23 protein-coding genes are annotated in these 24545 nt (G+C 55.1%); 9 read left to right on the forward strand and 14 right to left on the reverse strand.

The window, feature by feature from the left end; genetic code table 11:
• Positions 1–315 precede the first annotated feature (315 nt).
• Both acnB and yacL read left to right on the forward strand, forming a co-directional pair.
• Positions 316–2913 carry a bifunctional aconitate hydratase 2/2-methylisocitrate dehydratase gene (acnB, locus tag F8561_RS23730; RefSeq protein WP_020882592.1) on the forward strand — a complete coding sequence of 866 codons (2598 nt, stop codon included), beginning with the start codon at positions 316–318 and terminating at the stop codon, positions 2911–2913.
• 188 nt (positions 2914–3101) lie between these two features.
• Positions 3102–3464 (forward strand): protein YacL, encoded by a 363-nt coding sequence (gene yacL / locus F8561_RS23735; RefSeq protein WP_014168659.1) that lies wholly within the window; start codon positions 3102–3104, stop codon positions 3462–3464.
• Positions 3465–3495: 31 nt separating this feature from the next.
• On the opposite strand, the gene speD is transcribed toward yacL, so the two are convergent.
• The 3 genes from speD to F8561_RS23750 form a co-directional block, all read right to left on the reverse strand.
• Entirely contained in the window at positions 3496–4290 is a 795-nt protein-coding gene (gene speD, locus F8561_RS23740) for an adenosylmethionine decarboxylase (RefSeq protein WP_014168660.1), read from the reverse strand.
• Entirely contained in the window at positions 4291–5160 is an 870-nt protein-coding gene (gene speE, locus F8561_RS23745; protein ID WP_049023077.1) for a polyamine aminopropyltransferase, read from the reverse strand.
• Positions 5161–5276: 116 nt separating this feature from the next.
• Complete coding sequence (locus F8561_RS23750; RefSeq protein ID WP_014882582.1) at positions 5277–5624, reverse strand: YacC family pilotin-like protein; 348 nt, start codon at positions 5622–5624, stop codon at positions 5277–5279.
• A 145-nt stretch (positions 5625–5769) separates the two neighbouring features.
• Here F8561_RS23750 and cueO point away from each other — a divergent pair, with 145 nt between their 5' ends.
• Entirely contained in the window at positions 5770–7329 is a 1560-nt protein-coding gene (cueO, locus tag F8561_RS23755) for a multicopper oxidase CueO (RefSeq protein ID WP_032679633.1), read from the forward strand.
• 96 nt (positions 7330–7425) lie between these two features.
• Here cueO and F8561_RS23760 read toward each other — a convergent pair whose 3' ends face one another.
• Positions 7426–9816 carry a glucose/quinate/shikimate family membrane-bound PQQ-dependent dehydrogenase gene (locus F8561_RS23760; RefSeq protein WP_151888040.1) on the reverse strand — a complete coding sequence of 797 codons (2391 nt, stop codon included), beginning with the start codon at positions 9814–9816 and terminating at the stop codon, positions 7426–7428.
• A gap of 207 nt (positions 9817–10023) precedes the next feature.
• On the opposite strand from F8561_RS23760, the gene hpt reads away from it, so the two are divergent.
• Positions 10024–10560 (forward strand): hypoxanthine phosphoribosyltransferase, encoded by a 537-nt coding sequence (gene hpt / locus F8561_RS23765; protein WP_151888041.1) that lies wholly within the window; start codon positions 10024–10026, stop codon positions 10558–10560.
• Between the two features lie 101 nt (positions 10561–10661).
• On the opposite strand, the gene can is transcribed toward hpt, so the two are convergent.
• Positions 10662–11324, reverse strand: a complete 663-nt coding sequence (gene can, locus F8561_RS23770; protein ID WP_020882596.1) for a carbonate dehydratase — start codon at positions 11322–11324, stop codon at positions 10662–10664.
• Positions 11325–11431: 107 nt separating this feature from the next.
• On the opposite strand from can, the gene F8561_RS23775 reads away from it, so the two are divergent.
• The 4 genes from F8561_RS23775 to F8561_RS23790 all read left to right on the forward strand — a co-directional run bounded on the left by F8561_RS23775 (position 11432) and on the right by F8561_RS23790 (position 14982).
• Positions 11432–12358, forward strand: a complete 927-nt coding sequence (locus tag F8561_RS23775; protein ID WP_014168668.1) for an ABC transporter ATP-binding protein — start codon at positions 11432–11434, stop codon at positions 12356–12358.
• The gene (locus F8561_RS23780) at positions 12355–13125 is read left to right on the forward strand and encodes an ABC transporter permease (protein WP_014168669.1); all 771 of its coding nucleotides are present in this window, start codon (positions 12355–12357) and stop codon (positions 13123–13125) included. The genes F8561_RS23775 and F8561_RS23780 overlap by 4 nt, the downstream gene beginning before the upstream one ends.
• 105 nt (positions 13126–13230) lie before the next feature.
• The gene (locus F8561_RS23785) at positions 13231–13671 is read left to right on the forward strand and encodes a PTS sugar transporter subunit IIA (RefSeq protein WP_025205377.1); all 441 of its coding nucleotides are present in this window, start codon (positions 13231–13233) and stop codon (positions 13669–13671) included.
• Between the two features lie 63 nt (positions 13672–13734).
• Positions 13735–14982 carry a polysaccharide deacetylase family protein gene (locus tag F8561_RS23790; RefSeq protein WP_014168671.1) on the forward strand — a complete coding sequence of 416 codons (1248 nt, stop codon included), beginning with the start codon at positions 13735–13737 and terminating at the stop codon, positions 14980–14982.
• Positions 14983–15022: 40 nt separating this feature from the next.
• Here F8561_RS23790 and panD read toward each other — a convergent pair whose 3' ends face one another.
• The 9 genes from panD to thpR form a co-directional block, all read right to left on the reverse strand.
• Entirely contained in the window at positions 15023–15403 is a 381-nt protein-coding gene (panD, locus tag F8561_RS23795) for an aspartate 1-decarboxylase (protein ID WP_014168672.1), read from the reverse strand.
• A 57-nt stretch (positions 15404–15460) separates the two neighbouring features.
• Positions 15461–16312 (reverse strand): pantoate--beta-alanine ligase, encoded by an 852-nt coding sequence (panC, locus tag F8561_RS23800; protein WP_025205376.1) that lies wholly within the window; start codon positions 16310–16312, stop codon positions 15461–15463.
• A gap of 11 nt (positions 16313–16323) precedes the next feature.
• Positions 16324–17115 carry a 3-methyl-2-oxobutanoate hydroxymethyltransferase gene (panB, locus tag F8561_RS23805; protein ID WP_151888042.1) on the reverse strand — a complete coding sequence of 264 codons (792 nt, stop codon included), beginning with the start codon at positions 17113–17115 and terminating at the stop codon, positions 16324–16326.
• 122 nt (positions 17116–17237) lie between these two features.
• Positions 17238–17717, reverse strand: coding sequence for a 2-amino-4-hydroxy-6-hydroxymethyldihydropteridine diphosphokinase (folK, locus tag F8561_RS23810; protein ID WP_032679634.1), 480 nt, complete (start codon positions 17715–17717; stop codon positions 17238–17240).
• On the reverse strand, positions 17714–19111 hold the full coding sequence (gene pcnB, locus F8561_RS23815; RefSeq protein ID WP_071605427.1) for a polynucleotide adenylyltransferase PcnB: 1398 nt from the start codon (positions 19109–19111) through the stop codon (positions 17714–17716). The genes folK and pcnB overlap by 4 nt, the downstream gene beginning before the upstream one ends.
• A 42-nt stretch (positions 19112–19153) precedes the next feature.
• Positions 19154–20044, reverse strand: coding sequence for a tRNA glutamyl-Q(34) synthetase GluQRS (gene gluQRS / locus F8561_RS23820; protein ID WP_014168677.1), 891 nt, complete (start codon positions 20042–20044; stop codon positions 19154–19156).
• Between the two features lie 59 nt (positions 20045–20103).
• Positions 20104–20559 (reverse strand): RNA polymerase-binding protein DksA, encoded by a 456-nt coding sequence (gene dksA / locus F8561_RS23825; RefSeq protein ID WP_001155232.1) that lies wholly within the window; start codon positions 20557–20559, stop codon positions 20104–20106.
• 176 nt (positions 20560–20735) lie between these two features.
• A complete protein-coding gene (gene sfsA / locus F8561_RS23830) occupies positions 20736–21440 on the reverse strand; it encodes a DNA/RNA nuclease SfsA (RefSeq protein ID WP_014168679.1) in 705 nt (234 codons plus the stop codon).
• Complete coding sequence (thpR, locus tag F8561_RS23835) at positions 21430–21984, reverse strand: RNA 2',3'-cyclic phosphodiesterase (RefSeq protein WP_014168680.1); 555 nt, start codon at positions 21982–21984, stop codon at positions 21430–21432. The genes sfsA and thpR overlap by 11 nt, the downstream gene beginning before the upstream one ends.
• A gap of 73 nt (positions 21985–22057) precedes the next feature.
• Here thpR and hrpB point away from each other — a divergent pair, with 73 nt between their 5' ends.
• On the forward strand, positions 22058–24487 hold the full coding sequence (gene hrpB, locus F8561_RS23840) for an ATP-dependent helicase HrpB (protein WP_151888043.1): 2430 nt from the start codon (positions 22058–22060) through the stop codon (positions 24485–24487).
• The last annotated feature ends 58 nt before the right edge of the window (positions 24488–24545 follow it).

Below are 24545 nucleotides of genomic sequence, written 5' to 3' on the forward strand. Positions count from 1 at the left end.
TCATCCGGTACGTCCGGATAAAGAGTGTGAGTATTTATTACACAATTATATCGGATGGCTGAAATGCCGCCGGAATATTCAGAAGGTCGCACTCACGGTTTTTGCAGTCAGAATTCGTTGCACCTGCCCGCTACACCATGCTTAACGATTCAGCAAATTTTTTAATGTTGCTTTTTTGTAAACGGATTAACACTGTGCAGAAATCCTGCTATGCTGCCCGACGCGGTATCGGGCATTTACCCTACAAACTGCTGTCTCACAGGAGCGTGAAGAGAACGCCCGCCGCATATGACAATGAGAGCGAGGAGAACCGTCGTGCTAGAAGAATACCGTAAGCACGTAGCAGAACGTGCCGCCGAGGGAATTGTACCCAAACCTTTAGATGCAACCCAAATGGCCGCGCTCGTCGAGCTGCTGAAGAACCCGCCTAAGGGCGAAGAAGAATTCCTGTTAGATCTGTTGATCAACCGTGTACCGCCTGGCGTAGATGAAGCTGCCTACGTAAAAGCCGGATTCCTTGCCGCCGTCGCCAAAGGCGAAGCAACCTCCCCACTGGTTACTCCTGAAAAAGCTATTGAACTGCTCGGTACCATGCAGGGTGGCTACAACATTCATCCGCTGATTGACGCACTGGATAACGACACGCTGGCACCGATTGCCGCCAAAGCGCTCTCCTCAACGCTGCTGATGTTCGATAACTTCTACGATGTGGAAGAAAAAGCCAAAGCCGGCAACGCCTACGCGAAACAGGTTATGCAATCCTGGGCCGATGCCGAATGGTTCCTGAACCGTCCTGCACTGGCTGAAAAAATCACCGTTACCGTCTTCAAAGTGACCGGTGAAACTAACACCGATGACCTCTCTCCGGCACCGGATGCGTGGTCTCGTCCTGATATTCCTCTGCACGCGCTGGCGATGCTGAAAAATGCCCGTGAAGGTATTGAGCCGGATCAGCCGGGCAGCGTTGGCCCGATCAAACAGATCGAAGCTCTGCAGGAAAAAGGTTTCCCGCTGGCATACGTCGGTGACGTAGTGGGTACCGGTTCGTCCCGTAAGTCCGCGACCAACTCCGTACTGTGGTTCATGGGCGATGACATCCCTCATGTGCCTAACAAACGTGGCGGCGGCCTGGTGCTGGGCGGCAAAATTGCGCCAATCTTCTTCAACACCATGGAAGATGCGGGCGCACTGCCGATCGAAGTGGATGTCTCTAACCTGAATATGGGCGACGTGATTGACGTTTACCCGTTCAAAGGTGAAGTGCGCAACCACGAAACCAACGAACTGCTGGCGAGTTTTGAGCTGAAAACCGACGTGCTGATTGACGAAGTGCGTGCCGGTGGCCGTATTCCGCTGATCATCGGTCGTGGCCTGACGACTAAAGCGCGTGAAGCGCTGGGTCTGCCGCACAGCGACGTGTTCCGTCATGCGAAAGATGTGGCGGAAAGCAATCGTGGTTACTCCCTGGCGCAGAAAATGGTGGGTCGCGCCTGCGGCGTCGCCGGTGTCCGTCCTGGCGCGTACTGCGAACCGAAGATGACCTCCGTGGGGTCTCAGGACACCACTGGCCCAATGACCCGTGATGAACTGAAAGACCTGGCGTGCCTGGGCTTCTCTTCTGACCTGGTGATGCAGAGCTTCTGTCACACTGCCGCGTATCCGAAGCCGGTTGACGTGACCACGCACCACACGCTGCCTGACTTCATCATGAACCGTGGCGGTGTGTCGCTGCGTCCGGGTGACGGTGTTATTCACTCCTGGCTGAACCGTATGCTGCTGCCTGATACCGTCGGTACCGGTGGTGATTCCCATACCCGTTTCCCAATCGGTATCTCGTTCCCGGCGGGCTCGGGGCTGGTGGCGTTTGCTGCTGCGACCGGCGTGATGCCGCTGGATATGCCAGAATCGGTTCTGGTGCGCTTCAAAGGCAAAATGCAGCCGGGTATCACCCTGCGTGACCTCGTGCATGCTATCCCTCTGTATGCCATCAAACAGGGTCTGCTGACCGTTGAGAAGAAAGGGAAGAAAAACATCTTCTCTGGCCGTATTCTGGAAATTGAAGGTCTGCCGGATCTGAAAGTCGAGCAGGCATTCGAACTGACCGATGCGTCCGCGGAGCGTTCTGCTGCTGGCTGTACCATCAAGCTGAACAAAGAACCGATTATTGAGTATCTGACCTCTAACATCGTGCTGCTGAAGTGGATGATTGCAGAAGGCTACGGCGACCGTCGTACGCTGGAGCGCCGTATCCAGGGCATGGAAAAATGGCTGGCGGATCCACAGCTGCTGGAAGCCGATGCTGACGCAGAATACGCGGCAGTGATCGACATCGATCTGGCGGATATCAAAGAGCCGATCCTGTGTGCACCAAACGATCCGGACGATGCGCGTCTGCTTTCAGACGTTCAGGGCGACAAGATCGACGAAGTGTTCATCGGATCCTGTATGACCAACATCGGCCACTTCCGTGCTGCCGGTAAGCTGCTGGATACTCACAAAGGCCAGCTGCCAACGCGTCTGTGGGTGGCTCCGCCAACCCGTATGGATGCGGCTCAGCTGACCGAAGAGGGCTACTACAGCGTGTTCGGTAAGAGCGGTGCGCGTATCGAAATTCCTGGCTGTTCCCTGTGTATGGGTAACCAGGCGCGTGTGGCTGACGGTGCGACGGTGGTTTCCACCTCTACCCGTAACTTCCCGAACCGTTTAGGTACCGGTGCTAACGTCTACCTGGCCTCTGCGGAGCTGGCGGCGGTTGCGGCACTGATTGGTAAACTGCCAACGCCGGAAGAGTACCAGACCTTTGTGGCTCAGGTGGATAAGACGGCGGTAGATACCTATCGCTATCTGAACTTCGACCAGCTCTCTCAGTACACCGAGAAGGCTGACGGGGTTATCTTCCAGACGGCAGTATAAACAGCTAAACCGTCTTCACGGAGGCGGTTTTGTGTTTGCACCCTCTCCCCTGGAGAGGGACAGGGTGAGGGCATCAGACCGCAAGGTCTTGCTCTCACCTTTTTATTTTCATTCCTCCTGCCTCCCACGCTTTTTTTCTTCCTCTCTGCTGCGATAATTAGCGTAATGGCTTTGCAGAGGAAAATACTATGGATTACGAATTTCTGCGCGACATCACCGGAGTGGTGAAAGTGCGTATGTCGATGGGCCACGAAGCTGTTGGACACTGGTTCAACGAAGAGGTGAAAGAGAATCTCGCCCTTCTGGACGAAGTTGAACAGGCGGCAAATACGGTGAAAGGCAGTGAACGCTCCTGGCAACGTGCCGGGCACGAATACACGCTGTGGATGGATGGCGAAGAGGTGATGGTGCGTGCCAACCAGCTTGAATTCTCCGGTGATGAGATGGAAGAGGGGATGAGCTACTACGATGAAGAGAGTCTGTCGCTGTGCGGCGTAGAAGACTTTTTACAAGTCGTAACGGCGTACCGGGCGTTCATGAAACAGAAATAGCACACCGGAGCGTCCTTGCTCCCAGCGCGGTTTACACGGTCGGAATATTGCGGCCGTAGTAGATTTCGCGCATCTCTTTCCAGAGCAGGTCAGTAATGGCCTTGCGCTCTTCTTCGCTTAAATCTTCTGGTCGGGTATGGAACATGTAGTGCTTAAGGTCGAACTCCTTAAGTAACATCTTGGTATGGAAGATATTTTCCTGATACACGTTCACATCCATCATGTCATACAGCGACTTCATGTCGTCGGACATAAAGTTCTGAATGGAATTGATCTCGTGATCGATAAAGTGCTTCATGCCGTTAATGTCACGGGTAAAGCCTCGCACGCGATAATCAATCGTCACGATATCGGATTCCAGCTGGTGGATTAAATAGTTCAGCGCGTTCAGCGGGGAGATCACGCCGCAGGTCGACACTTCGATATCGGCACGGAAGGTACACAGACCGCCTTCAGGATGGCTTTCCGGGTAGGTGTGCACGCAAATGTGGCTTTTATCGAGATGGGCGACGACCACTTCCGGCAGCGGGCCCGGATGTTCTGTTTTATCGATAAGTTGAGGGTCGACCGGCTCTTCGCTGACCAGAATCGTGACGCTGGCACCCTGAGGTTCATAATCCTGACGGGCGATATTCAGGATATTCGCGCCGATAATCGAACAGGTTTCTGACAGGATCTCGGTCAGACGGTTGGCATTGTAGAGTTCATCGATATAGGCGATGTAACCATCGCGTTCTTCCGCTGTTTTGGCATAGCAGATATCGTAAATACAAAAACTCAGGCTTTTGGTCAGGTTGTTAAAGCCATGCAGTTTAAGCTTTTTCAATTAGCTCACCCCCTTAGTGGATAATGCGTCTTGCAGGTACTGCGGTAAGGCAAACGCTGCGGTATGAACTGCCGGATTGTAGTAACGGCACGTAAGACCGGCCTGGTGGAAGCGGGCCTGAATAATTTCGGTGGAAAGATGGCGCAGTACGTCGTTATCTGTCGCCCAGGCAAAGGTCATGATCCCGCCGTAGTACGTCGGAATAGCGGCCTGATAGAAGCTGACATCGCCAAAATAGGTGCTCAGCTTGCGATGGCTGTCGAGGGCTTCATCCTGCTGCAGGAAGCAGACGCCGTTTTGTGCCACGAAAATCCCGCCCGGCTTCAGGCAGCGCTTGCAGCCTTCGTAGAAATCGGAGGTAAACAGCGACGCGCCGGGACCGATCGGGTCGGTACAGTCGGAGATAATAACGTCGAAGGTCTGGGTCGTCTGATTAACGAAGTTAACCCCATCATCAATGACCAGACTGAAGCGCGGATCGTCATAGCTACCGGCGTTATGGTTCGGCAGGTACTGACGACAGAAAGAGACCACGCCGGCATCAATTTCCACCATCGTAATGGTTTCGATGGATTGATGGCGGGAGACTTCACGCAGCATTGCGCCATCACCACCACCGATAATCAGAACATGCTTCGCATGCCCGTGTGCCAGCAGCGGAACGTGGGTCATCATCTCATGATAGATAAACTCGTCACGCTCGGTCGTTTGCACGACACCGTCCAGCGCCATCACGCGGCCAAAGGCGGTATTCTCGAAGATGATCAGATCCTGGTGATCGGTTTTCTCATGATAGAGCACGTTATCAACGGCAAAGTACTGACCAAACTGGTCATGCAGTGTTTCATGCCACAACGTGTGGTCGGCCATACGCGGACTCCTCCTTTGTTAACATCCGTTACGCTCACAAAAAATGAGCGAAACATGATAGCTAACTATAACCGTGGTTGCACGGCTATAGGCTCAACAAGGGGGCGTCGGGAAGGTTATTTCACGTAGGCGAGCAGGCTGAGTGAATCGCGAGCCAGCGCTTTGCATTTTTTGGCGGTAGGGATACCAATACCGCTTAAATCGCGGTAGCTGTCTTCGCCGAGCGCCTTCATGTCGAAGCTATCGTAGTTGCTGAGATCCCATTGGTTTTGCTGGGCAAAAAAGACCAGTGCGCGACGAATCTGCCCGTTGGGCAAATTCTGGTAACCACAATCGTTTTTCAGAAAGACAAAAACTGCCGTCAGATCGGCCATATCTTCCGCTTCATTTTCACTCAGCGCGTAACTGTTCGCACACATCGCCATCAGGCTACCGAACAAAATTGTTCTGAAAAACGTCTTCATTGCTTCTACCACTGCATCACGGAAAATTAACGTTAGCATACTTGATGCCAGGCCGACGATCTTTATTATTGCCGCTTCACTTGACCTTCCGGTAAGGGGAGGGTTTATGCTCAAAAGATCGCCTGCTGGAAATAAGGAAATGAACATGCAACGCCGTGATTTTTTAAAATATTCCGTTGCGCTTGGCGTAGCCAGCGCTTTACCGCTGTGGAGCCGCGCGGCTTTTGCGGCCGACAGACCTGCCTTACCGATCCCTGATTTACTCACCGCGGATGCCCGTAGCCGCATCCAGCTTGTTGTCCAGTCCGGTAAAACGACCTTTGGCGCACACAGTGCGACAACGTGGGGTTATAACGGCAATCTTCTCGGCCCGGCACTTCAGTTACGTAAAGGGAAAGCGGTAACGGTGGATATCCATAACACGCTGGCAGAGGAGACCACGTTGCACTGGCACGGACTGGAAGTGCCGGGCGAGGTGGATGGGGGGCCGCAGGGCATCATAAAACCGGGCGGTAAGCGAAGCGTGACTTTTACCCCGGACCAGCGCGCCGCGACCTGCTGGTTCCACCCCCATCAGCATGGCAAAACAGGCCATCAGGTGGCGATGGGGCTGGCGGGGCTGGTGCTGATTGAAGATGACGAAAGCCGTTTGCTGCGCCTGCCCAAACAGTGGGGCATCGACGATGTGCCGGTCATTGTGCAGGACAAAAAATTCACCGCTGACGGGCAAATTGATTACCAGCTGGACGTCATGAGCGCGGCGGTAGGCTGGTTTGGCGACACCCTGCTGACCAACGGTGCCATTTATCCGCAGCATGCGGCACCGAAAGGCTGGCTGCGCTTACGCCTGCTCAACGGCTGTAACGCCCGCTCACTGAATTTCGCCACCAGCGATAAACGCCCTCTGTACGTGGTCGCAAGCGACGGGGGGCTGCTGCCTGAACCGGTGAAGGTGGATACGCTACCGATGCTGATGGGGGAGCGTTTTGAGGTGCTGGTGGATATCAGCGACGGCAAACCGTTTGACCTGGTCACGCTTCCGGTCAGTCAGATGGGAATGGCGGTTGCACCCTTTGATAAGCCGCACCCGGTGCTGCAGATCCAGCCGCTGCAGGTCACGGCCTCGGGCATGCTGCCGGATACCCTGACCACGCTCCCGGCGCTACCTTCTCTCGAGGGCCTGACCCAACGCAAGCTGCAACTGTCCATGAACCCGATGCTCGATATGATGGGCATGCAGGCACTGATGGCGAAATATGGCAATCAGGCGATGGCGGGTATGCACCACGGAGAGATGATGGGCCATATGAATATGGACCACGGTAAAATGGGCGGCATGGGGCACGGTGGCCATGATTTCGATTTCCACAATGCCAACATGATCAACGGCAAAGCGTTCGACATGAACACGCCAATGTTTGCTGCCACAAAAGGGCAGTTTGAACGCTGGGTGATTTCAGGCGAAGGCGACATGATGCTGCATCCGTTCCATATTCACGGCACCCAGTTCCGCATCCTTTCTGAAAACGGTAACGCGCCACAGGCGCACCGCGCGGGATGGAAAGACACCGTCAGGGTTGAAGGTGGCGTCAGTGAGGTGCTGGTGAAATTTGACCACGAGGCACCGAAGGCGTTTGCCTATATGGCGCACTGCCATCTGCTGGAGCATGAAGATACGGGCATGATGCTGGGGTTCACGGTTTAATATCGTGTGCCCTGATGCCCAGACCCCGGTCCAGAGGGGATAAACAATAAAAACGGCAACCGAAGTTGCCGTTTTTTTTACCGTTGGCGGTGTTAATTATTTAGCGTCGTCGGGTAAAGCATAAGCCACAATATAGTCGCCCATCTTCGTACCAAACGAACCATGACCACCCGCAGAGATGACAACGTACTGCTTGCCATTCACTTCATAGGTCATCGGCGTTGCCTGTCCACCTGCTGGCAGACGGCCTTGCCACAGTTTTTCACCGTTGGTCATGTTGTACGCGCGCAGGTAGTTATCGGCGGTTGCCGCGATGAACAGCACGTTACCGGCGGTAGAAATTGGACCACCCAGCATTGGCATACCCATATTGAACGGGACAGGAACCGGCATCGGGAACGGCATGCTGTCCTGAGGCGTACCAATACGTTTTTTCCAGACGATCTGGTTAGTTTTCAGATCCAGGCCGGAGATATAACCCCAGGCAGGCTGTTTACACGGCAGACCAAACGGCGACAGGAACGGGTTCAGCGTGACACCGTATGGCACGCCATACTGCGGCTGAATACCCGCTTCAGTACCGCTGCCTTTAGCATCTTTAGGCTGCTCCATTGGGTTGCCTGGACCGCGTGGAATGAGCTTAGAAACAAACGGCAGGGCCATCGGGTTGGCAATCGCCACCTGACGGTTAGGGTCAACGGAGATCCCACCCCATTCGAACATGCCCAGGTTACCCGGGAAGACCAGCGTGCCCTGCTCAGAAGGTGGCGTGAAGATACCTTCATAGCGCAGCTGATGGAACATCACGCGGCACACCAGCTGGTCAAACATTGTGGCACCCCACATGTCTGCACCGCTGAGATCTTTCTTCGGACGGAAGCTCAGGTCAGAGAACGGCTGTGTTTTGGTGACATAGTCGCCTTTAGCAGCGCCCTGCGGAACGGGTTTTTCGGGTGCCGGGACAACCAGCTTACCGTTGCTGCGATCCAGCACAAAGATGTTGCCCGTTTTCGCGGGTGCATAAATCACCGGAACGGTTTTGCCGTTAACGGTAATGTCAGCCAGCGTCGGCTGGGACGGCATGTCCATATCCCACAGGTCGTGGTGAACAGTCTGGTAGCTCCAGGCCAGTTTACCGGTGGTCGCGTTCAGCGCCACGATAGAGCTGGCATAACGCTCTTGCTCAGGCGTACGGTTACCCCCCCAGATATCTGGCGTGGTGACGCCCATCGGCAGGTAGACCAGGTCCAGCTTCGCGTCATACGCCGCCGGTGCCCAGGAGTTAGGTGAGTTAAAGGTAAAGGTGTGTTCGTCCGATGGGATCGCGTTTGGATCTTTCGCGCCCGGGTCGAAGGCCCACAGCAGTTTACCGGTGTTCACGTCAAAACCACGGATAACGCCAGAGGTTTCGCGGGTGGAGAAGTTATCGGTTACCGAGCCGGCAATCACGATAGTTTTATCAGTGATGATCGGCGGTGAGGTTGGCTCATACAGACCCGGCGTGGTGTCCGGCATGTTGGTCTGCAGATTCAGGATACCTTTGTTGGCAAAGGTCTCACACAGCTTACCGGTTTCGGCATTGATCGCGAACAGGCGGCCATCGTTTACCGGCAGCATGATGCGGCGAGGACAGTCGGCAATGACTTCAGGGCTCGCATTATCAGCACGCGCTTCGTGGTAAGAGACGCCACGGCAGGTGATGTGCTGGAACGACGGGTTGGAGTTCAGCTGCGGATCGAAGTGCCATTTCTCTTTACCGGTGGCCGCGTCAAGCGCGAACAGACGCTGGTGCGCGGTGCACAGATAAAGCATGTTACCGACTTTAATCGGCGTCACTTCGTTGGTCAGTTCACCCGGATCGTTTGGCATCTTCAGGTCGCCGGTACGGAATACCCAGGCTTCTTTCAGGTTCTTAACGTTGTCCGCGTTGATCTGCTTGAGCGGGGAGTAGCGCTGACCTTCCTGATTACGGCCATAAGCTGGCCAGTCGCCATCCGCGACCTGCGAGATAGCCGCAGCTGGGGTGGATTCGGCATTCAGCGTACCGTTAATCTCCTGCGGATCGTTAAAACCGGCCCAGGTGAGAATGCCACCGCTGATCAGCAGGGCAACCACCAGCGCCGCAACGGCACCGCTTGAAGGAACAATCAGGCGACGCCACACGAACGGCAGGATCAGCCAGATACCAAAGAAGACCAGGATGTCACTGCGCGGCGTCAGTGCCCAGAAGTCGAAACCGACTTCCCAGACGCCCCAGATCATGGTTGCGAGGAGTAAAACAGCATAAAGCCATAGCGCGGATTGTTTTCTACGCCACAACAGGACGGTTACGCCAAGCATAACCAGACCCGCAATAGGGTAGTACCAGGAGCCGCCAATTGCGGCCAGCCAGACGCCACCGATTAACAGATACAGGCCGCAGAAGGCGGCGAATAGCGCTGTTAATGTCACCAGTAGACGTGGCTGTTGAGTTTTTATTTCAGCCATAGAAAGTGTACTCGTCAGTTTTGTTAATTATTTGCTAGCAACTAATTATAGGTATTAACAAGTGTGATCGGAATCACAATATTTGCTTTTTATAACTCATGCGCCAGGTGTATCCATTTACTGATATAATGGCTGGCTTGCGTATCGATGCCGGAGTAACATTCATCCGCATTGAGAGATTTTCATTAAAATCATATGGTTAGTAATATGAAACATACTGTTGAAGTGATGATCCCGGAAGTCGAGATCAAAGCGCGTATCGCCGAACTGGGTCGTCAAATCACCGAACATTACAAGGACAGCGGCAGCGAAATGGTGCTGGTCGGTCTTTTACGTGGCTCTTTCATGTTCATGGCAGACCTGTGCCGTGAAGTGCAGGTGTCCCATGAGGTCGATTTTATGACCGCCTCCAGCTACGGCAGCGGCATGTCCACAACCCGTGATGTGAAAATCCTGAAAGATCTGGATGAAGATATTCGTGGCAAAGATGTGTTGATCGTTGAGGACATCATCGACTCCGGCAACACGCTCTCTAAAGTGCGCGAGATCCTGAGCCTGCGTGAGCCAAAATCCCTGGCGATCTGCACCCTGCTGGATAAACCCAGCCGCCGTGAAGTGCAGGTGCCGGTAGAGTTTGTCGGCTTCTCTATCCCTGACGAGTTCGTCGTGGGCTATGGCATTGACTACGCGCAGCGTTACCGTCATCTGCCGTATGTGGGTAAAGTGATCCTGCTCGACGAGTAAGGTTTGTGACGTGCGGTCTGTTGCCCTCTGACGAGGGAACACACAGTAAAAACGGCAACCCGGGTTGCCGTTTTGTTTTTATCTGAACCGCTTACAGGCAGCTATTTATGGTTGACGTGCTTAAGCTTCAGGTTAGCTATCCCGGAACGATAGCGCTGCTCCAGCGTTTCACGGTTGGTGGCGGTCACTTCCAGGTTACGAAGCAGACCATCGTGAATACCGTACGCCCAGCCGTGGATCGAGACTTTTTGCCCGCGTTTCCACGCCGATTGCATGATGGTGGAATGGCCAAGGTTATAAACCTGCTCCATCACGTTCAGCTCGCAAAGGGTATCGAGACGACGCTCCTGCGGCATTTCACCCAACAGTGAGCTATGTTTGAACCAGATATCGCGGATATGCAGCAGCCAGTTATCGATTAACCCGAGTTCGGTATTTTCAATCGCGGCCTGCACACCGCCGCAGCCATAGTGGCCACAAATAATGATGTGCTCGACCTCCAGAACGTCAACGGCGTACTGAACAACCGAAAGGCAGTTGAGGTCGGTATGGATCACCAGGTTGGCAACATTACGGTGCACAAACAGTTCGCCAGGCTCGAGACCTGTCAGGCGCTCTGCCGGAACGCGGCTGTCGGAACATCCAATCCAGAGAAAGCGTGGGTTTTGCGCCTGCGCGAGCTTTCCAAAAAATCCGGGGTCTTCCTCCACCAGCATTTTTGACCATAGTGCATTGTTGCTGATGAGTGTATCTATGTCGTTCATGGAGGTTAGCGACCTGTAACCGAGTGATTGCGTTGCGCTAATATAGGGTAACTCGACTTTTAATGAAACCACACAACGTGTGTCAGAACCTAAGGTAAGTTTAATTCATGGCGATTGCACTGGAGCTTGAGCAGCTCAAAAAAACCTATCCAGGCGGCGTTCAGGCGCTGCGTGGGATAGATCTCAAAGTGGAAGCGGGGGATTTCTACGCGCTTCTGGGGCCGAATGGGGCGGGGAAATCCACCACCATTGGCATTATCAGTTCGCTGGTCAACAAAACGTCCGGCCGGGTGAGCGTGTTTGGCTACGACCTGCAAAAAGATGTGGTGAATGCCAAGCGCCAGCTCGGACTGGTACCGCAGGAGTTCAACTTCAACCCGTTCGAGACAGTGCAGCAAATCGTGGTTAATCAGGCGGGTTACTACGGTGTTGAGCGCAAAGAAGCGGTGGAGCGCAGCGAAAAGTACCTCAAACAGCTCGATCTGTGGGAAAAACGCAATGAACGTGCGCGCATGTTGTCTGGCGGGATGAAGCGCCGTCTGATGATTGCCCGTGCGCTGATGCATGAGCCAAAGCTGCTGATCCTTGATGAGCCCACCGCAGGCGTGGATATCGAACTGCGTCGTTCAATGTGGGGCTTCCTGAAGGACCTCAACGACAAAGGCACGACCATTATTTTGACCACGCACTACCTCGAAGAGGCGGAGATGCTCTGTCGCAATATCGGCATCATTCAGAACGGTGAGCTGGTGGAAAACACCTCGATGAAGAGCCTGCTCGCCAAGCTGAAATCCGAAACCTTCATTCTCGACCTGGCGGCGAAAAGCCCGCTGCCGACGCTGGAAGGCTATAACTATCGTCTGGTGGATACCTCAACGCTGGAAGTGGAAGTGCTGCGCGAGCAGGGCATTAACAGCGTGTTCTCACAGCTGAGCGCGCAGGGTGTTCAGGTATTAAGTATGCGTAACAAAGCGAACCGACTGGAAGAGCTGTTTGTCTCTCTGGTGCAGGATAAACAAGGAGACAAGGCATGACGCATCTTTACTGGGTCGCGCTGAAAAGCATCTGGGCGAAAGAGATTAACCGCTTTATGCGTATCTGGGTGCAAACCCTGGTACCGCCGGTGATCACCATGACGCTCTACTTCATCATCTTCGGTAACCTCATCGGTTCCCGCATTGGTGAAATGCACGGCTTTACCTATATGCAGTTTATTGTGCCGGGCCTGATCATGATGGCGGTGATCACCAACGCCTATGCTAACGTGGCATCGTCATTCTTTAGCGCCAAGTTCCAGCGTAACATTGAAGAGCTGCTGGTCGCGCCGGTACCAACGCATGTGATCATTGCGGGTTATGTGGGCGGCGGCGTGGCGCGCGGTCTCTGCGTGGGGATTCTGGTGACGGCGATCTCCCTGTTCTTTGTGCCGTTCCAGGTGCATTCATGGCTGTTCGTGGCGCTCACGTTACTGTTGACGGCCATCTTGTTCTCGCTGGCCGGTCTGCTGAACGCGGTGTTTGCTAAAACGTTTGATGATATCAGCCTGATCCCGACCTTTGTGCTGACGCCACTGACCTATCTTGGCGGGGTGTTCTACTCCCTGACGCTGCTGCCGCCGTTCTGGCAGGCGCTGTCACACCTGAACCCGATTGTTTATATGATCAGCGGCTTCCGCTTTGGTTTCCTCGGCATTACGGATGTGCCACTGATTACCACGGTTGCGGTGCTGGTGGTGTTTATTATCGCCTTCTACCTGCTGTGCTGGTCTCTCATTCAGCGTGGACGCGGTCTGCGCAGCTAATCTCCCGCCCGGCGACATTCTGTTTGCCGGGCGCTTTTCTTTGATTGTTATCACCGTACGCTAACCTTCACTCCGCTAAACTACTTGCCTGCTAAGGAGAGAGTGATGCTGGGATGGGTGATCGCCTGCCATGATGAACAGGCGCAGGATATGCTGGATAAACTGGAGGCCAGATTTGGTCCGCTGGCGCAATGCCGTGCGGTTAACTACTGGCGTGGATTGAGCACCAACATGCTCAGCCGCATGATGTGCGATGCCCTGCATGAAACCGACACCGGTGACGGCGTCATCTTCCTGACCGATAAATCCGGCGCGGCACCTTATCGCTCTGCGGCATTGTTGAGCCACAAGCACGACAACTGTGAAGTGATATCAGGCATTAACTTTTTGCTGCTGGAATCCATGTATCCCTTCCGGGAAACCTTAAGCAGCGCTGAATTCCGTCATGCGATCGTCGACAAAAAAGTGGCCGGCGTCAGCAGCCTGTGGCATCAGCAGCAAAAAAATCCTCCCTTTGTCTTGCTCCATGATTTGTATAAGAATTAAACATTGGTATTGATGCTGCTTTTGTTACAATGGTGGCTGATTTTTCGTGTCGATTAATATTCCATGTTCATGCGCGTTGTGTTCCTTCTGTTGCTGCTGGTTTCCGGCGGCGCATCTGCCAGCCTGATCGCTCAGCAAGGGCTTCCCGCCCGATATATGCAAACTACCGAAGATGCGGCTATCTGGGCGCAAGTAGGTAACAATGTGGTCAATGTCGGCAATATTCGTGCCGGGCAAATCCTGGCCGTCGTCCCCACATCCGCTGATTACTACGAGTTTCGTTTTGGCTTCGGCACGGGCTTTATTGATAAAGAGCACCTGGAAGACGTGCAGGGCAAACAGCGCGTGGAAGACAGCCTTGGCGATTTAAATAAACCGCTGAGTAACCAGAACCTGATAACCTGGAAAGACACGCCTGTCTTTAACGCCCCCAGCAGCGGAAGCGCCCCTTTCGGCACGATGAGCGCTAACCTTCGCTACCCCATTCTGAATAAACTTAAAGACCGTCTGAACCAGACCTGGTATCAGATCCGCATCGGCAATCGTCTGGCGTGGATCAGCAGCCTGGATGCGCAGGAAGATAACGGCATCCCGGTCCTGACCTATCACCATATCCTGCGTGATGAAGAGAACACCCGTTTCCGACATACCTCCACGACCACCAGCGTGCGTGCGTTCAGCAACCAGATGACCTGGCTTCGCGATCAGGGCTATACCACGCTGACGATGGCTCAGCTTGAAGGGTATGTGCGTAACAAAATGAACCTGCCGGCGAAGTCTGTGGTGATCACCTTTGATGACGGGCTGAAGTCGGTGAGCCGCTATGCGTATCCCGTCCTCAAAGCGTATGGATTCAAGGCGACGGCGTTTATCATCTCGTCGCGTATAAAACGTCATCCGCAGAAGTGGGCGCCGAAATACCTGCAGTTTATGAGTGTCTCTGAGCTTGAGCAGATCCAGGATGTGTTTGATATCCAGTCTCATACCCACTTCTTGCATCGGGTGGACGGCAATAAACACCCGATCTTACTGAGCCGTAGCCATCACGTGATTTTGTTCGATTTCGCGCGTTCACGCCGGGCGCTGGCGCAATTTAACCCGCACGTGCTCTATCTCTCTTATCCGTTTGGCGCCTATGACGACAAAGCGGTAAAAGCGGCGAATGACGCAGGGTTCCACCTGGCGGTGACAACGGTAAAAGGCAAAGTGAAGCCCGGGGACAATCCGTTCCTGCTTAAGCGACTGTATATTCTAAGGACGGATTCGCTGGAGACGATGTCGCGGCTTATCAGTAATCAGCCGCAGGGATGAGGTGAGAGAAGGCTGTGAACGGTTCACAGCCTTCAGGATATCAGGCAACCTGGACCGGAATGGCTTTCGCGGTGCGTTTCATTTCGTTGTCGCCTTCGAAGTACGCCACTTTTGGCTGCCAGCGACGGGCTTCTTCGTCAGACATCATCACGAAGCTGGCGATGATGACGATATCACCGACGTCGGCACAGTGAGCGGCAGCGCCATTCACGGAGATAATTCTGGAGCCGCGTTCCGCCGCGATCGCATAGGTAGAGAAGCGCTTACCGTTATTCACGTTCCAGATATCAATGGCTTCGTTTTCAAGGATGCCCGCTGCATCAAGAAAATCCTGATCAATGGCGCAGGAGCCTTCATAGTGCAGGTCGGCCTGAGTGACTTTCACACGGTGAAGCTTACCTTGCAGCATTTTGCGAATCATTACGTTTACCTTTAATCATCATGCGTTAACCCCCCGCGAACGAGGGGAGGTAGAGAGTTATGCCAGCTCAACCACTTTATTGTCGATAAGGCGTGCCTGACCGAGCCATGCAGCCACCAGAAGCACCGCGCGCTTGCTGGTATCGGTCAGCTCAAGCAGCGTATCGGCATCACGGATTTGGATATCGTCAGCGCGGAAGCCTTTGTCGTTCAGCGCCTGTTCGGCGAGGGCAACGATCTCTTCTGCGCTCAGCTCTTTAGCCACAAGCTGTTCCGCCATGGTATTCATGACCTTGCTCAATCCCGGCGCGATTTTACGCTCATCCGCGGTAAGGTACCCGTTACGGGAACTGAGCGCCAGACCGTCTTTGGCACGCACAATCGGCACGCCCACGATCTCAATATCATAACCCATGTCGGCGACCATCTTACGGATCAACGCCAGCTGCTGGAAGTCCTTCTCACCGAAGCAGGCAACGTCGGGCTGCACCAGGTTAAACAGCTTGCTGACGATGGTTGAAACGCCGCGGAAATGGCCCGGACGGCTGGCGCCTTCCAGCATGGTTGAAATGCCCGGCACGTCCACGTAGGTCGCGTCCTCGGTCCCCTGCGGGTAGACGTCTGCAGGTGCCGGAGAGAAGACAATGTCCGCGTGGCGTTTTTTGAGTTTTTCGCAATCTTCCTGCAGGGTGCGCGGATAGCGCGCCAGGTCGTCGGCACGGTCAAACTGCATGGGGTTCACGAAGATACTGACCACCACGATATCTGCACGCGCTCTGGCTTCATCAACAAGCTTCATATGGCCGTCATGCAGGTTACCCATCGTGGGAACCAGTGCGATACGTTTACCTTCCTGACGTGCACGACGGATATGCTGGCGAAGCAGCGGCAGGGTTTCAATGATTAGCACAACAAGACTCCTTAATGGAAATTGTGTTCTTCACCCGGGTAAACACCGGATTCAACGTCGGCAATATACTGCCGCACAGCAGCACGCATGTCGCCTGCTTCTGCCAGGAAATTTTTGGCGAATTTAGGGATATGACCGCCGGTAATACCAAAGGCGTCGTGCATCACTAAAATCTGACCGTCGGTAACATTGCCTGCGCCAATGCCAATCACCGGAATCGACAGCGCCTCGGTGATGCGTTTTGCCAGTTCAACCGGCACACACTCCAGCACCAGCAGCTGTGCGCCAGCGGCTTCCAGCGCCAGGGCATCCTCAAACAGTGTCTGTGCCGCGTCACCGCGGCCCTGCACCTTATAGCCGCCAAAAATATTGACGGATTGCGGCGTCAGACCCAGGTGGCCGCAGACCGGCACGGCACGTTCGGTGAGCATTTTCACGGTCTCTGCAAGCCAGGCTCCGCCTTCGATTTTGACCATATTGGCCCCGGCACGCATGACGGTTGCCGCATTCTCGAACGCTTGCTCTGGGGTCGCGTAGGCCATAAAAGGCAGATCGGAAAGCAGCAGACAGGCAGGTGCTCCGCGGCGCACGGCACGGGTATGGTAGGCAATATCTTCGACCGTCACCGGCAGGGTGGAATCATGGCCTTGTACCGTCATCCCTAACGAATCTCCGACCAGCATGACAGTGATACCCTCTTCGGCAAAAAGCTTAGCGAAGCTGTAGTCATACGCAGTAATGGTGGCGAAGCGTCTCTTTTCCTGTTTGCATTTCTGCAGTAAGGAGATGGTGGTTGGTTTCATACTGTTTCCTGATAGCCCAAAAGCGAATCTTTGCGCATTCTAACAGTAACATTTGAGGGAACAATGATTTTAGGCAACCGATTAACCACAATTCAGTGAGGGTTAACCGGTAAAAATGCGGATCACCAGCGGGCTGGTTTTTCTGCGTCGAGGCTATCCAGCACTGCCTTCAGCGAGAGGCCGTCAGGGAAGGTGAGGTCAGGGGCAACGTCGAACAGCGGCCAGAGCATAAAGCCGCGATTTTTCATGTCGTAGTGCGGAACGGTGAGACGGGGGGTGTTAATCACCTCGTGGCCAAACAGCATAATGTCGAGATCGAGAGTGCGCGGCCCCCAGCGTTCGGCTTTGCGTACGCGGCCCTGCTGCAGTTCGATTCGCTGAGTATTATCCAGCAGCGTGTCGGCATCCAGCGCAGTGTCCAGCACCACGGCGGCATTCAGGTAATCAGGCTGATCCTGTGGCCCCAGCGGCGGTGTCCGGTAGAAAGAAGAGACCGCCACAATACGGCTTTGTGGGATTTCACCCAGCGCCTGAACGGCAGCATTAACCTGCTCCAGCGGAGAGGCCAGATTGCTGCCGATGGCAATGTACGCCAGGGTCATGCCGTACCTTCACGGCGCGGCGCACGTTTGCGCGGACGACGGTGGCGACGACGCGGCGTCGGTTCGTCATCGAGGTCGACGAGCATATCTTTCTGCTCTGGCGGTGCTGAAACCTGGAATTCTCCCCACCACTGCGCCAGACGCTGCAGTTCCTGGTTCCGTTCAATTTCAGCACGCAGCGACAGTAAATCGAACGCAGCGCGGAATTTAGGATGCTCCATCAGCTTCCAGGCGCGTTTACCCTGACGACGAGACATGCGCAGCTGAAGCTGCCAGATATCACGCACCAGCGTCGTAATACGTTTTGGAATGGCGAGCGTGCGGCAGGCTTCATCCAGCACGTCATTTGCGGCCAGCGCAAACGCATCGTAGTAGGCCAGACCGCTTTCCTGCGCAATTCTCTGCGCTGCTTCCAGCAGCGGATACCAGAACATCGCGGCAAACAGGAACGCCGGGTTCACACGCATATCGTTGTGAATGCGGGTATCGGTATTCTTCAGCACCTGCGCAATCATGCGTTCCATTGGGCTGTCACCGTTTTCGGTAAAGCAGCGCGTAATGGTCGGGAACAGGGGCTGGAAAAGGCTGTATTCGCGTAGCAGCTTGTAGGTTTCGTAGCCGTAACCGGCCTGCAGCAGCTTCAGCGCCTCTTCAAACAGACGGGCTGGCGGCACGTCGTTAATCAGCGTCGCCAGACGCGGTATCGGCTCTGCGGTTTCCGGGCTGATGCGCATTGAGAGTTTGGCGGCGAAACGTACGGCGCGCAGCATACGCACCGGGTCTTCACGATAACGCGTTTCCGGCGTGCCGATCAGGCGAATCAGACCGTCTTTCAGGTCCTGCATGCCGCCGACGTAATCACGGACGGTGAAATCTGCCACGCTGTAGTAAAGGCTGTTGATCGTGAAATCGCGACGCTGGGCATCTTCTTCGATAGAGCCGAAGATATTGTCCCGCAGCAGCATGCCGTTCTGGCCGCGCTGGGAGGTGGTGCGATCGGATTCGCCCGCTTCGTGGTGACCGCGGAAGGTCGCCACTTCAATAATTTCCGGCCCAAACATGACGTGAGCAAGACGAAAACGACGGCCAACAAGGCGGCAGTTACGGAATAATTTGCGCACCTGCTCTGGCGTGGCGCTGGTCGTCACGTCGAAATCTTTTGGTTTTTTGCCCAGCAGTAAATCACGCACCCCACCGCCAACGAGATAGGCCTCGTAGCCTGCTTTATTCAGACGATAGAGCACCTTGAGGGCATTTTCACTGATATCTTTGCGGGAAATATTGTGCTGCTCACGTGGAATAACCGACATGCGGTTTTGCGCAATAGCGTCGTTCGCCATGCTCTCTTCGCGGCTTAGCACTTTACGGCAAAAATTAGCGACTCGGGTAAAAATAGTACACCTCGTAGTGTGTTTTGTTATGAAAAAAGCGGCTAATCATAGCTCAGCGCAACGCATTTGAGAATGCTGGATTTTTGGCACGGTCGTCAGCGTCCAGTTGGCGATCGCCATTTTCAGCAGTTCGTCAATTCGCAAATCCTGCCATTCGTTGGTTACATTCTGGTTGAGAAATCGCAGCGCGTCGATCAAAACAGGGCGCGGATCGCCGTCTGGCAGGGCGGGCGCATGATTTTGTTTTGACAGTTTAAAGCCCTGTTCATTGACCGCCAGCGGCAGATGAATGTAATCCGGCGCGTTCCAGCCAAACTGGTGATAGAGCGATATTTGTCGCACGGTAGGTTCCACCAGGTCAGCCCCGCGCACAATTTCCGTCACGCCCTGGAAATGGTCATCAACCACAACCGCCAGGTTATAGGCGAACAGGCCGTCACGGCGGTGGATAATAAAATCTTCGCGTGCAAGACGTTCATCCGCATGGATCTCGCCGGAGAGTAAATCAGTAAAGTGCGTCACCGGGGCATGCTGCTTTATGCGCACGGCGGCCAGTTCTGGACCGTTATTGCGCGTGCGGCAGTGGCCGTCATAGACGCCACCCACGCTCTGAATACGCGCGCGGGTGCAGGTGCAGTAGTAGGAGAGCCCTTGTGCGTGGAGCCACGCCAGGCGTTCCCGGTAGGCATCATGTCGCCTTGACTGCCAGAGGACGTCACCGTCCCAGTGAAGACCGTAATGTTCCAGCTGACGCAGAATGGTATCTGCTGCACCGGGAACTTCACGCGGAGGATCAATATCTTCAATGCGGACCAGCCATTTACCGTGACGGGCGCGAGCCTGCAGGTAGCTGCCGAGGGCGGCAATTAATGAGCCGAAGTGTAATTCACCAGAAGGGGATGGCGCGAAGCGCCCAATATAGTGTGATTCAGACATATCAACAGTAACAAGGCGGGAGAAACTCCCGCCTTTAGAGTGTGTAAACAGCGCTGGTATTAACCGGCCATCTGTTTTTCGCGGATTTCTGCCAGCGTTTTACAGTCGATGCACAGATCGGCGGTTGGACGCGCTTCCAGGCGACGAATTCCGATTTCAACACCGCAGGATTCGCAGTAGCCAAAATCTTCGTCTTCGACTTTTTTCAGCGTTTTTTCGATCTTTTTGATCAGTTTGCGTTCGCGGTCACGGTTACGCAGTTCGAGGCTGAACTCTTCTTCCTGAGCGGCACGGTCTACCGGGTCCGGGAAGTTAGCAGCTTCATCCTGCATATGAGTAACGGTGCGATCGACTTCATCCCTGAGTTGATTACGCCATGCTTCAAGAATACGCTTGAAGTGCGACAGCTGGGCTTCGTTCATATACTCTTCGCCCGGCTTCTCTTGATACGGCTCCACCCCAGCGATGGCGAGAATACTCAGGGACGATGTTTTACGGTTTTGCCCTTCTTGCATGTTGCTTCTCCTTAACACGCACTATCGATCCCCGTGTTGGGGGAAAAATCAGGTCGCTATAAATAGCAGATGCTTTTCCGTATGGCAATTATCTAAACGTAACACTTGACAAGCCTGTGAGGAAAAGCGTATTTGCGCACGCGGCCAGAACACTTAATAGTCAATCGTCTAATCCCTTATAAGACAATGGGAAGAGAGGATCTCAGAGTCATATTATCGGCAGAAAGTTCCGCTTTATAAGCCAAAACCTCCACCCCCTGCTTTTGTGCCTCATTCAACAATTGCGCGTATTTGAGATCAATATGGCGGGCTGGAGAAAATCGTTCAATGGCTGAATGTAAAACCGCAAACAGCAATACGGCGCGTTTGCCCGCCGCCGCAACACTCATCAGCTCCCGCAGATGCTTCTGCCCCCGTAGCGTGACCGCATCCGGGAAGTAGCCGTTTTCCTGTTCCGCTAACGTCACTGATTTTACTTCAATATAGCACTCGGGCCGGTCTTCCGCCTGTAACATGAAGTCAATTCTGCTGCTTTCATCGCCATATTTAACTTCACTTTTATGCGTGCCATACCCCACCAGTTCGGGCAGGGTGCCAAGGGTCAATGCTTCCTTAACTAATTGATTGGCGCGCAGGGTATTCACGCAAATAAATGCCCCGTTTTGCGTCTCGGTCATTTCCCAGGTATGGGCATATTTGCGTTTAGTATTTTCTGAAGTGGAATACCAGACCGTGTCACCCGGCGTCGCACAGCCGGTCATGGCACCGGTGTTCGGGCAGTGCAGCGTGAGCTGTTCACCTTCGGGGGTGATCACATCAGCGAGAAAGCGTTTGTAGCGTTGAACCAGCGTGGCGTGCTGCAGGGCAGGACTAAACTTCATCAGAATTCCTTAGGGTATCGCCCAACGACCAGCGCTGTAGCGGCGTGTAACGGGTGCGTCCTTGGGTAAAGACCGATTCGTAAAGCGCGAAGGTATTGACCTCAACGTCCCAGTGAAAACCGGGTGGCGGAATGGCAACGGCCTGACCGGCATCGCGCAGCAGGGTGATATGCGGATGAAACGGCTGCGGACTCTGGTAACACCCGCTGCGAGCCGCCTGGGCGCGCAACATACTCGCAAGCTGTAAAAGCCCGCGGGGCGGCTGGCGCGTACCCAGCCAGACCACGCGTGAGCGCAGCCACTGGCCCGCGTCGTCGAGGTGCAGCGTAAACGCCGGCTGAGAAATGCGGCCAGCCATTGCTGCCAGCGCGCGCTGTTTTTCGGCGCTGACATCGCCCAGAAAGGCCAGCGTGAGGTGCAGGTTTGCCGCCGCGATCGGACGGCCTGCGTCCTGGGGAAAATGGCTGGCTCGCCAGCGAACGATTTTTCGCTGCAGCGTGGAGGGCAATTCTATGGCAAAAAACAGCCGTTTCGACTCAGACATACAGGGGACTCGGTAATGGTATGCGCCGATGCTACAATGTACGCCGACTAATGTTAACCCTCTGGAGTTGTTAGTGTCCTCATTGCCGGTCGCCGTCGTCCTTCCTGAGCTTCTTGCTGCCTTACACCATGCCCCGCAGGTTTTACTTAACGCCCCGACGGGCGCAGGTAAATCCACCTGGCTGCCGCTGCAGATCCTCAAAGAGGGCACTGTCCGCGGGAAAATTATCCTGCTGGAGCCGCGCAGGCTGGCCGCACGGAACGTGGCGCAGCGCCTGGCGGAACTGCTTGGTGAAAAGCCGGGCGAGACGGTGGGTTACCGTATGCGCGCCGAAACCTGTGTTGGCCCGTCCACGCGCCTTGAGGTGGTGACCGAAGGGATCCTGACCCGCATGCTGCAAAACGATCCGGAGTTAAACGGCGTCGGACTGGTGATTCTGGATGAATTCCACGAACGTAGCCTGCAGGCAGATCTGGCACTGGCGCTGTTACTTGATGTTCAGCAAGGGCTACGCGACGACCTCCGGTTGCTTATCATGTCCGCTACGCTGGATAACGAGCGACTGCAGCAGACGTTGCCCGACGCGCCGGTTATCGCCTCCGAAGGCAGAGCATTTCCCGTTGAGCGTCGCTATCAACCATTGCCTGCCCATCAGCGTTTTGACGACGCGGTAGCCATCGCAACCGCCGAATTGCTCCGCCAGGAATCGGGATCGCTACTGCTGTTTTTGCCAGGCGTAGGCGAGATCCAGCGCGTGCAGGACCAACTGGCTTCCCGGGTGGGAAGTGAGGTGCTGCTTTGCCCGCTCTACGGCGCGCTGTCGCTGGCGGATCAACGTAAAGCAATCCTGCCCGCGCCCGCGGGGCAGCGTAAGGTGGTGCTGGCAACCAATATTGCCGAAACCAGTTTAACCATTGAAGGCATTCGCCTGGTGGTGGACAGTGCGCAGGAGAGGGGGGCGAGCTTTGACGCGCGCACCGGGCTGACTAAACTGTTGACGCAGCGCATAAGCCAGGCGTCGATGGTCCAGCGAGCAGGCCGTGCGGGACGTCTTGAGCCCGGTATCTGCCTGCATTTGACCAGCGCAGAGCAGGCTGAGCGCGCTGCACAGCAAAGCACGCCGGAAATTTTACACAGCGATCTGGCGGGGCTGGTGATGGATCTTCTGCAGTGGGGATGCCCGGATCCGGCACAGCTGACCTGGCTTAATCCTCCACCCGCCGCGAACCTTGCTGCTGCCCGGGCCTTACTGAACCGCCTGGGGGCGCTTGATGGTGAGCGATTGTCATCCCGCGGGCAAAAAATGGCCGCGCTGGGCAATGACCCTCGCCTGGCGGCGATGCTGGTGGCCGCGCAGGGGGAAGATGAAATTGCTACGGCGGCGAAACTGGCGGCTATTCTTGAGGAGCCACCGCGCGGTGGCAGCAGCGATCTGGCGCAGGCCTTTTCCCGCAATCAGGGGAACTGGCAGCAGCGGGCGCAGCAGCTTTGCCGGCGACTCAACGGCAAAGCCGGGTCGCCAGACAGCGCGGCTATCGCGCCTCTGTTAGCGCAGGCGTTTCCCGACAGGATCGCGCGTCGTCGCGGTCTGGACGGGCGATATCAACTGGCCAATGGCATGGGTGCGATGCTGGACAGCGATGACGCCATGACGCGTCACGAATGGCTGATTGCGCCGTTACTGTTACAGGGTAGCCACTCCCCGGACGCGCGTATTTTACAGGCTATCGCGGTGGATATAGATGCCCTGACGCGTGCCTGTCCGCAGTTGGTCCAGCAATCCGATACCGTGGAATGGGATGAGGCTCAGGGCACGCTGAAGGCGTTTCGTCGCAGCCAGACAGGTAAACTGATCCTCGGCACCACGCCGCTGGCAAAACCGTCGGAAGAGGTGCTGCATCTGGCCATGCTGAACGGCATCCGGGACAAAGGGTTAGGGGTGCTGAACTGGACGCCAGAGGCGGAACAGTACCGTATTCGTCTGCACTGTGCTGCGCGCTGGCTACCGGAGTATGACTGGCCCGCGGTCGATGATGAGACATTGCTGGCCTCGCTTGAACGCTGGCTGCTGCCGCAAATGCACGGTGTACACTCGCTGCGTGCGCTAAAAGCGCTTGATGTTAAGGTCGCGTTACAGAATTTACTGGACTGGTCATTACGTCAACGTCTGGATAGTGAACTGCCAGGGCATTACACTGTGCCGACCGGAAGCCGGATTGCCATTCGTTATCACGAGGATAATCCTCCGGCGCTGGCGGTACGTATGCAGGAAATGTTTGGAGAGGCCACCACGCCTTCTGTGGCGCAAGGGCGCGTCTCTCTGGTGCTGGAGCTGTTGTCGCCAGCCCATCGCCCGTTACAGATTACCCGCGACCTGGGGGCATTCTGGGCGGGGAGCTACCGTGACGTGCAAAAAGAGATGAAGGGGCGGTATCCCAAACATGTCTGGCCGGACGATCCGGCAAATACGGCACCGACACGACGGACGAAGAAATATTCGTGACGGGTGTGGCTGGGAACGTGCGGCTTGATGCCCTCACCCGCAGGGTGCGGGAGAAAAT

This window comes from Enterobacter sp. 198, assembly GCF_009025585.1.
Taxonomy (GTDB): Bacteria; Pseudomonadota; Gammaproteobacteria; order Enterobacterales; family Enterobacteriaceae; genus Enterobacter; species Enterobacter ludwigii.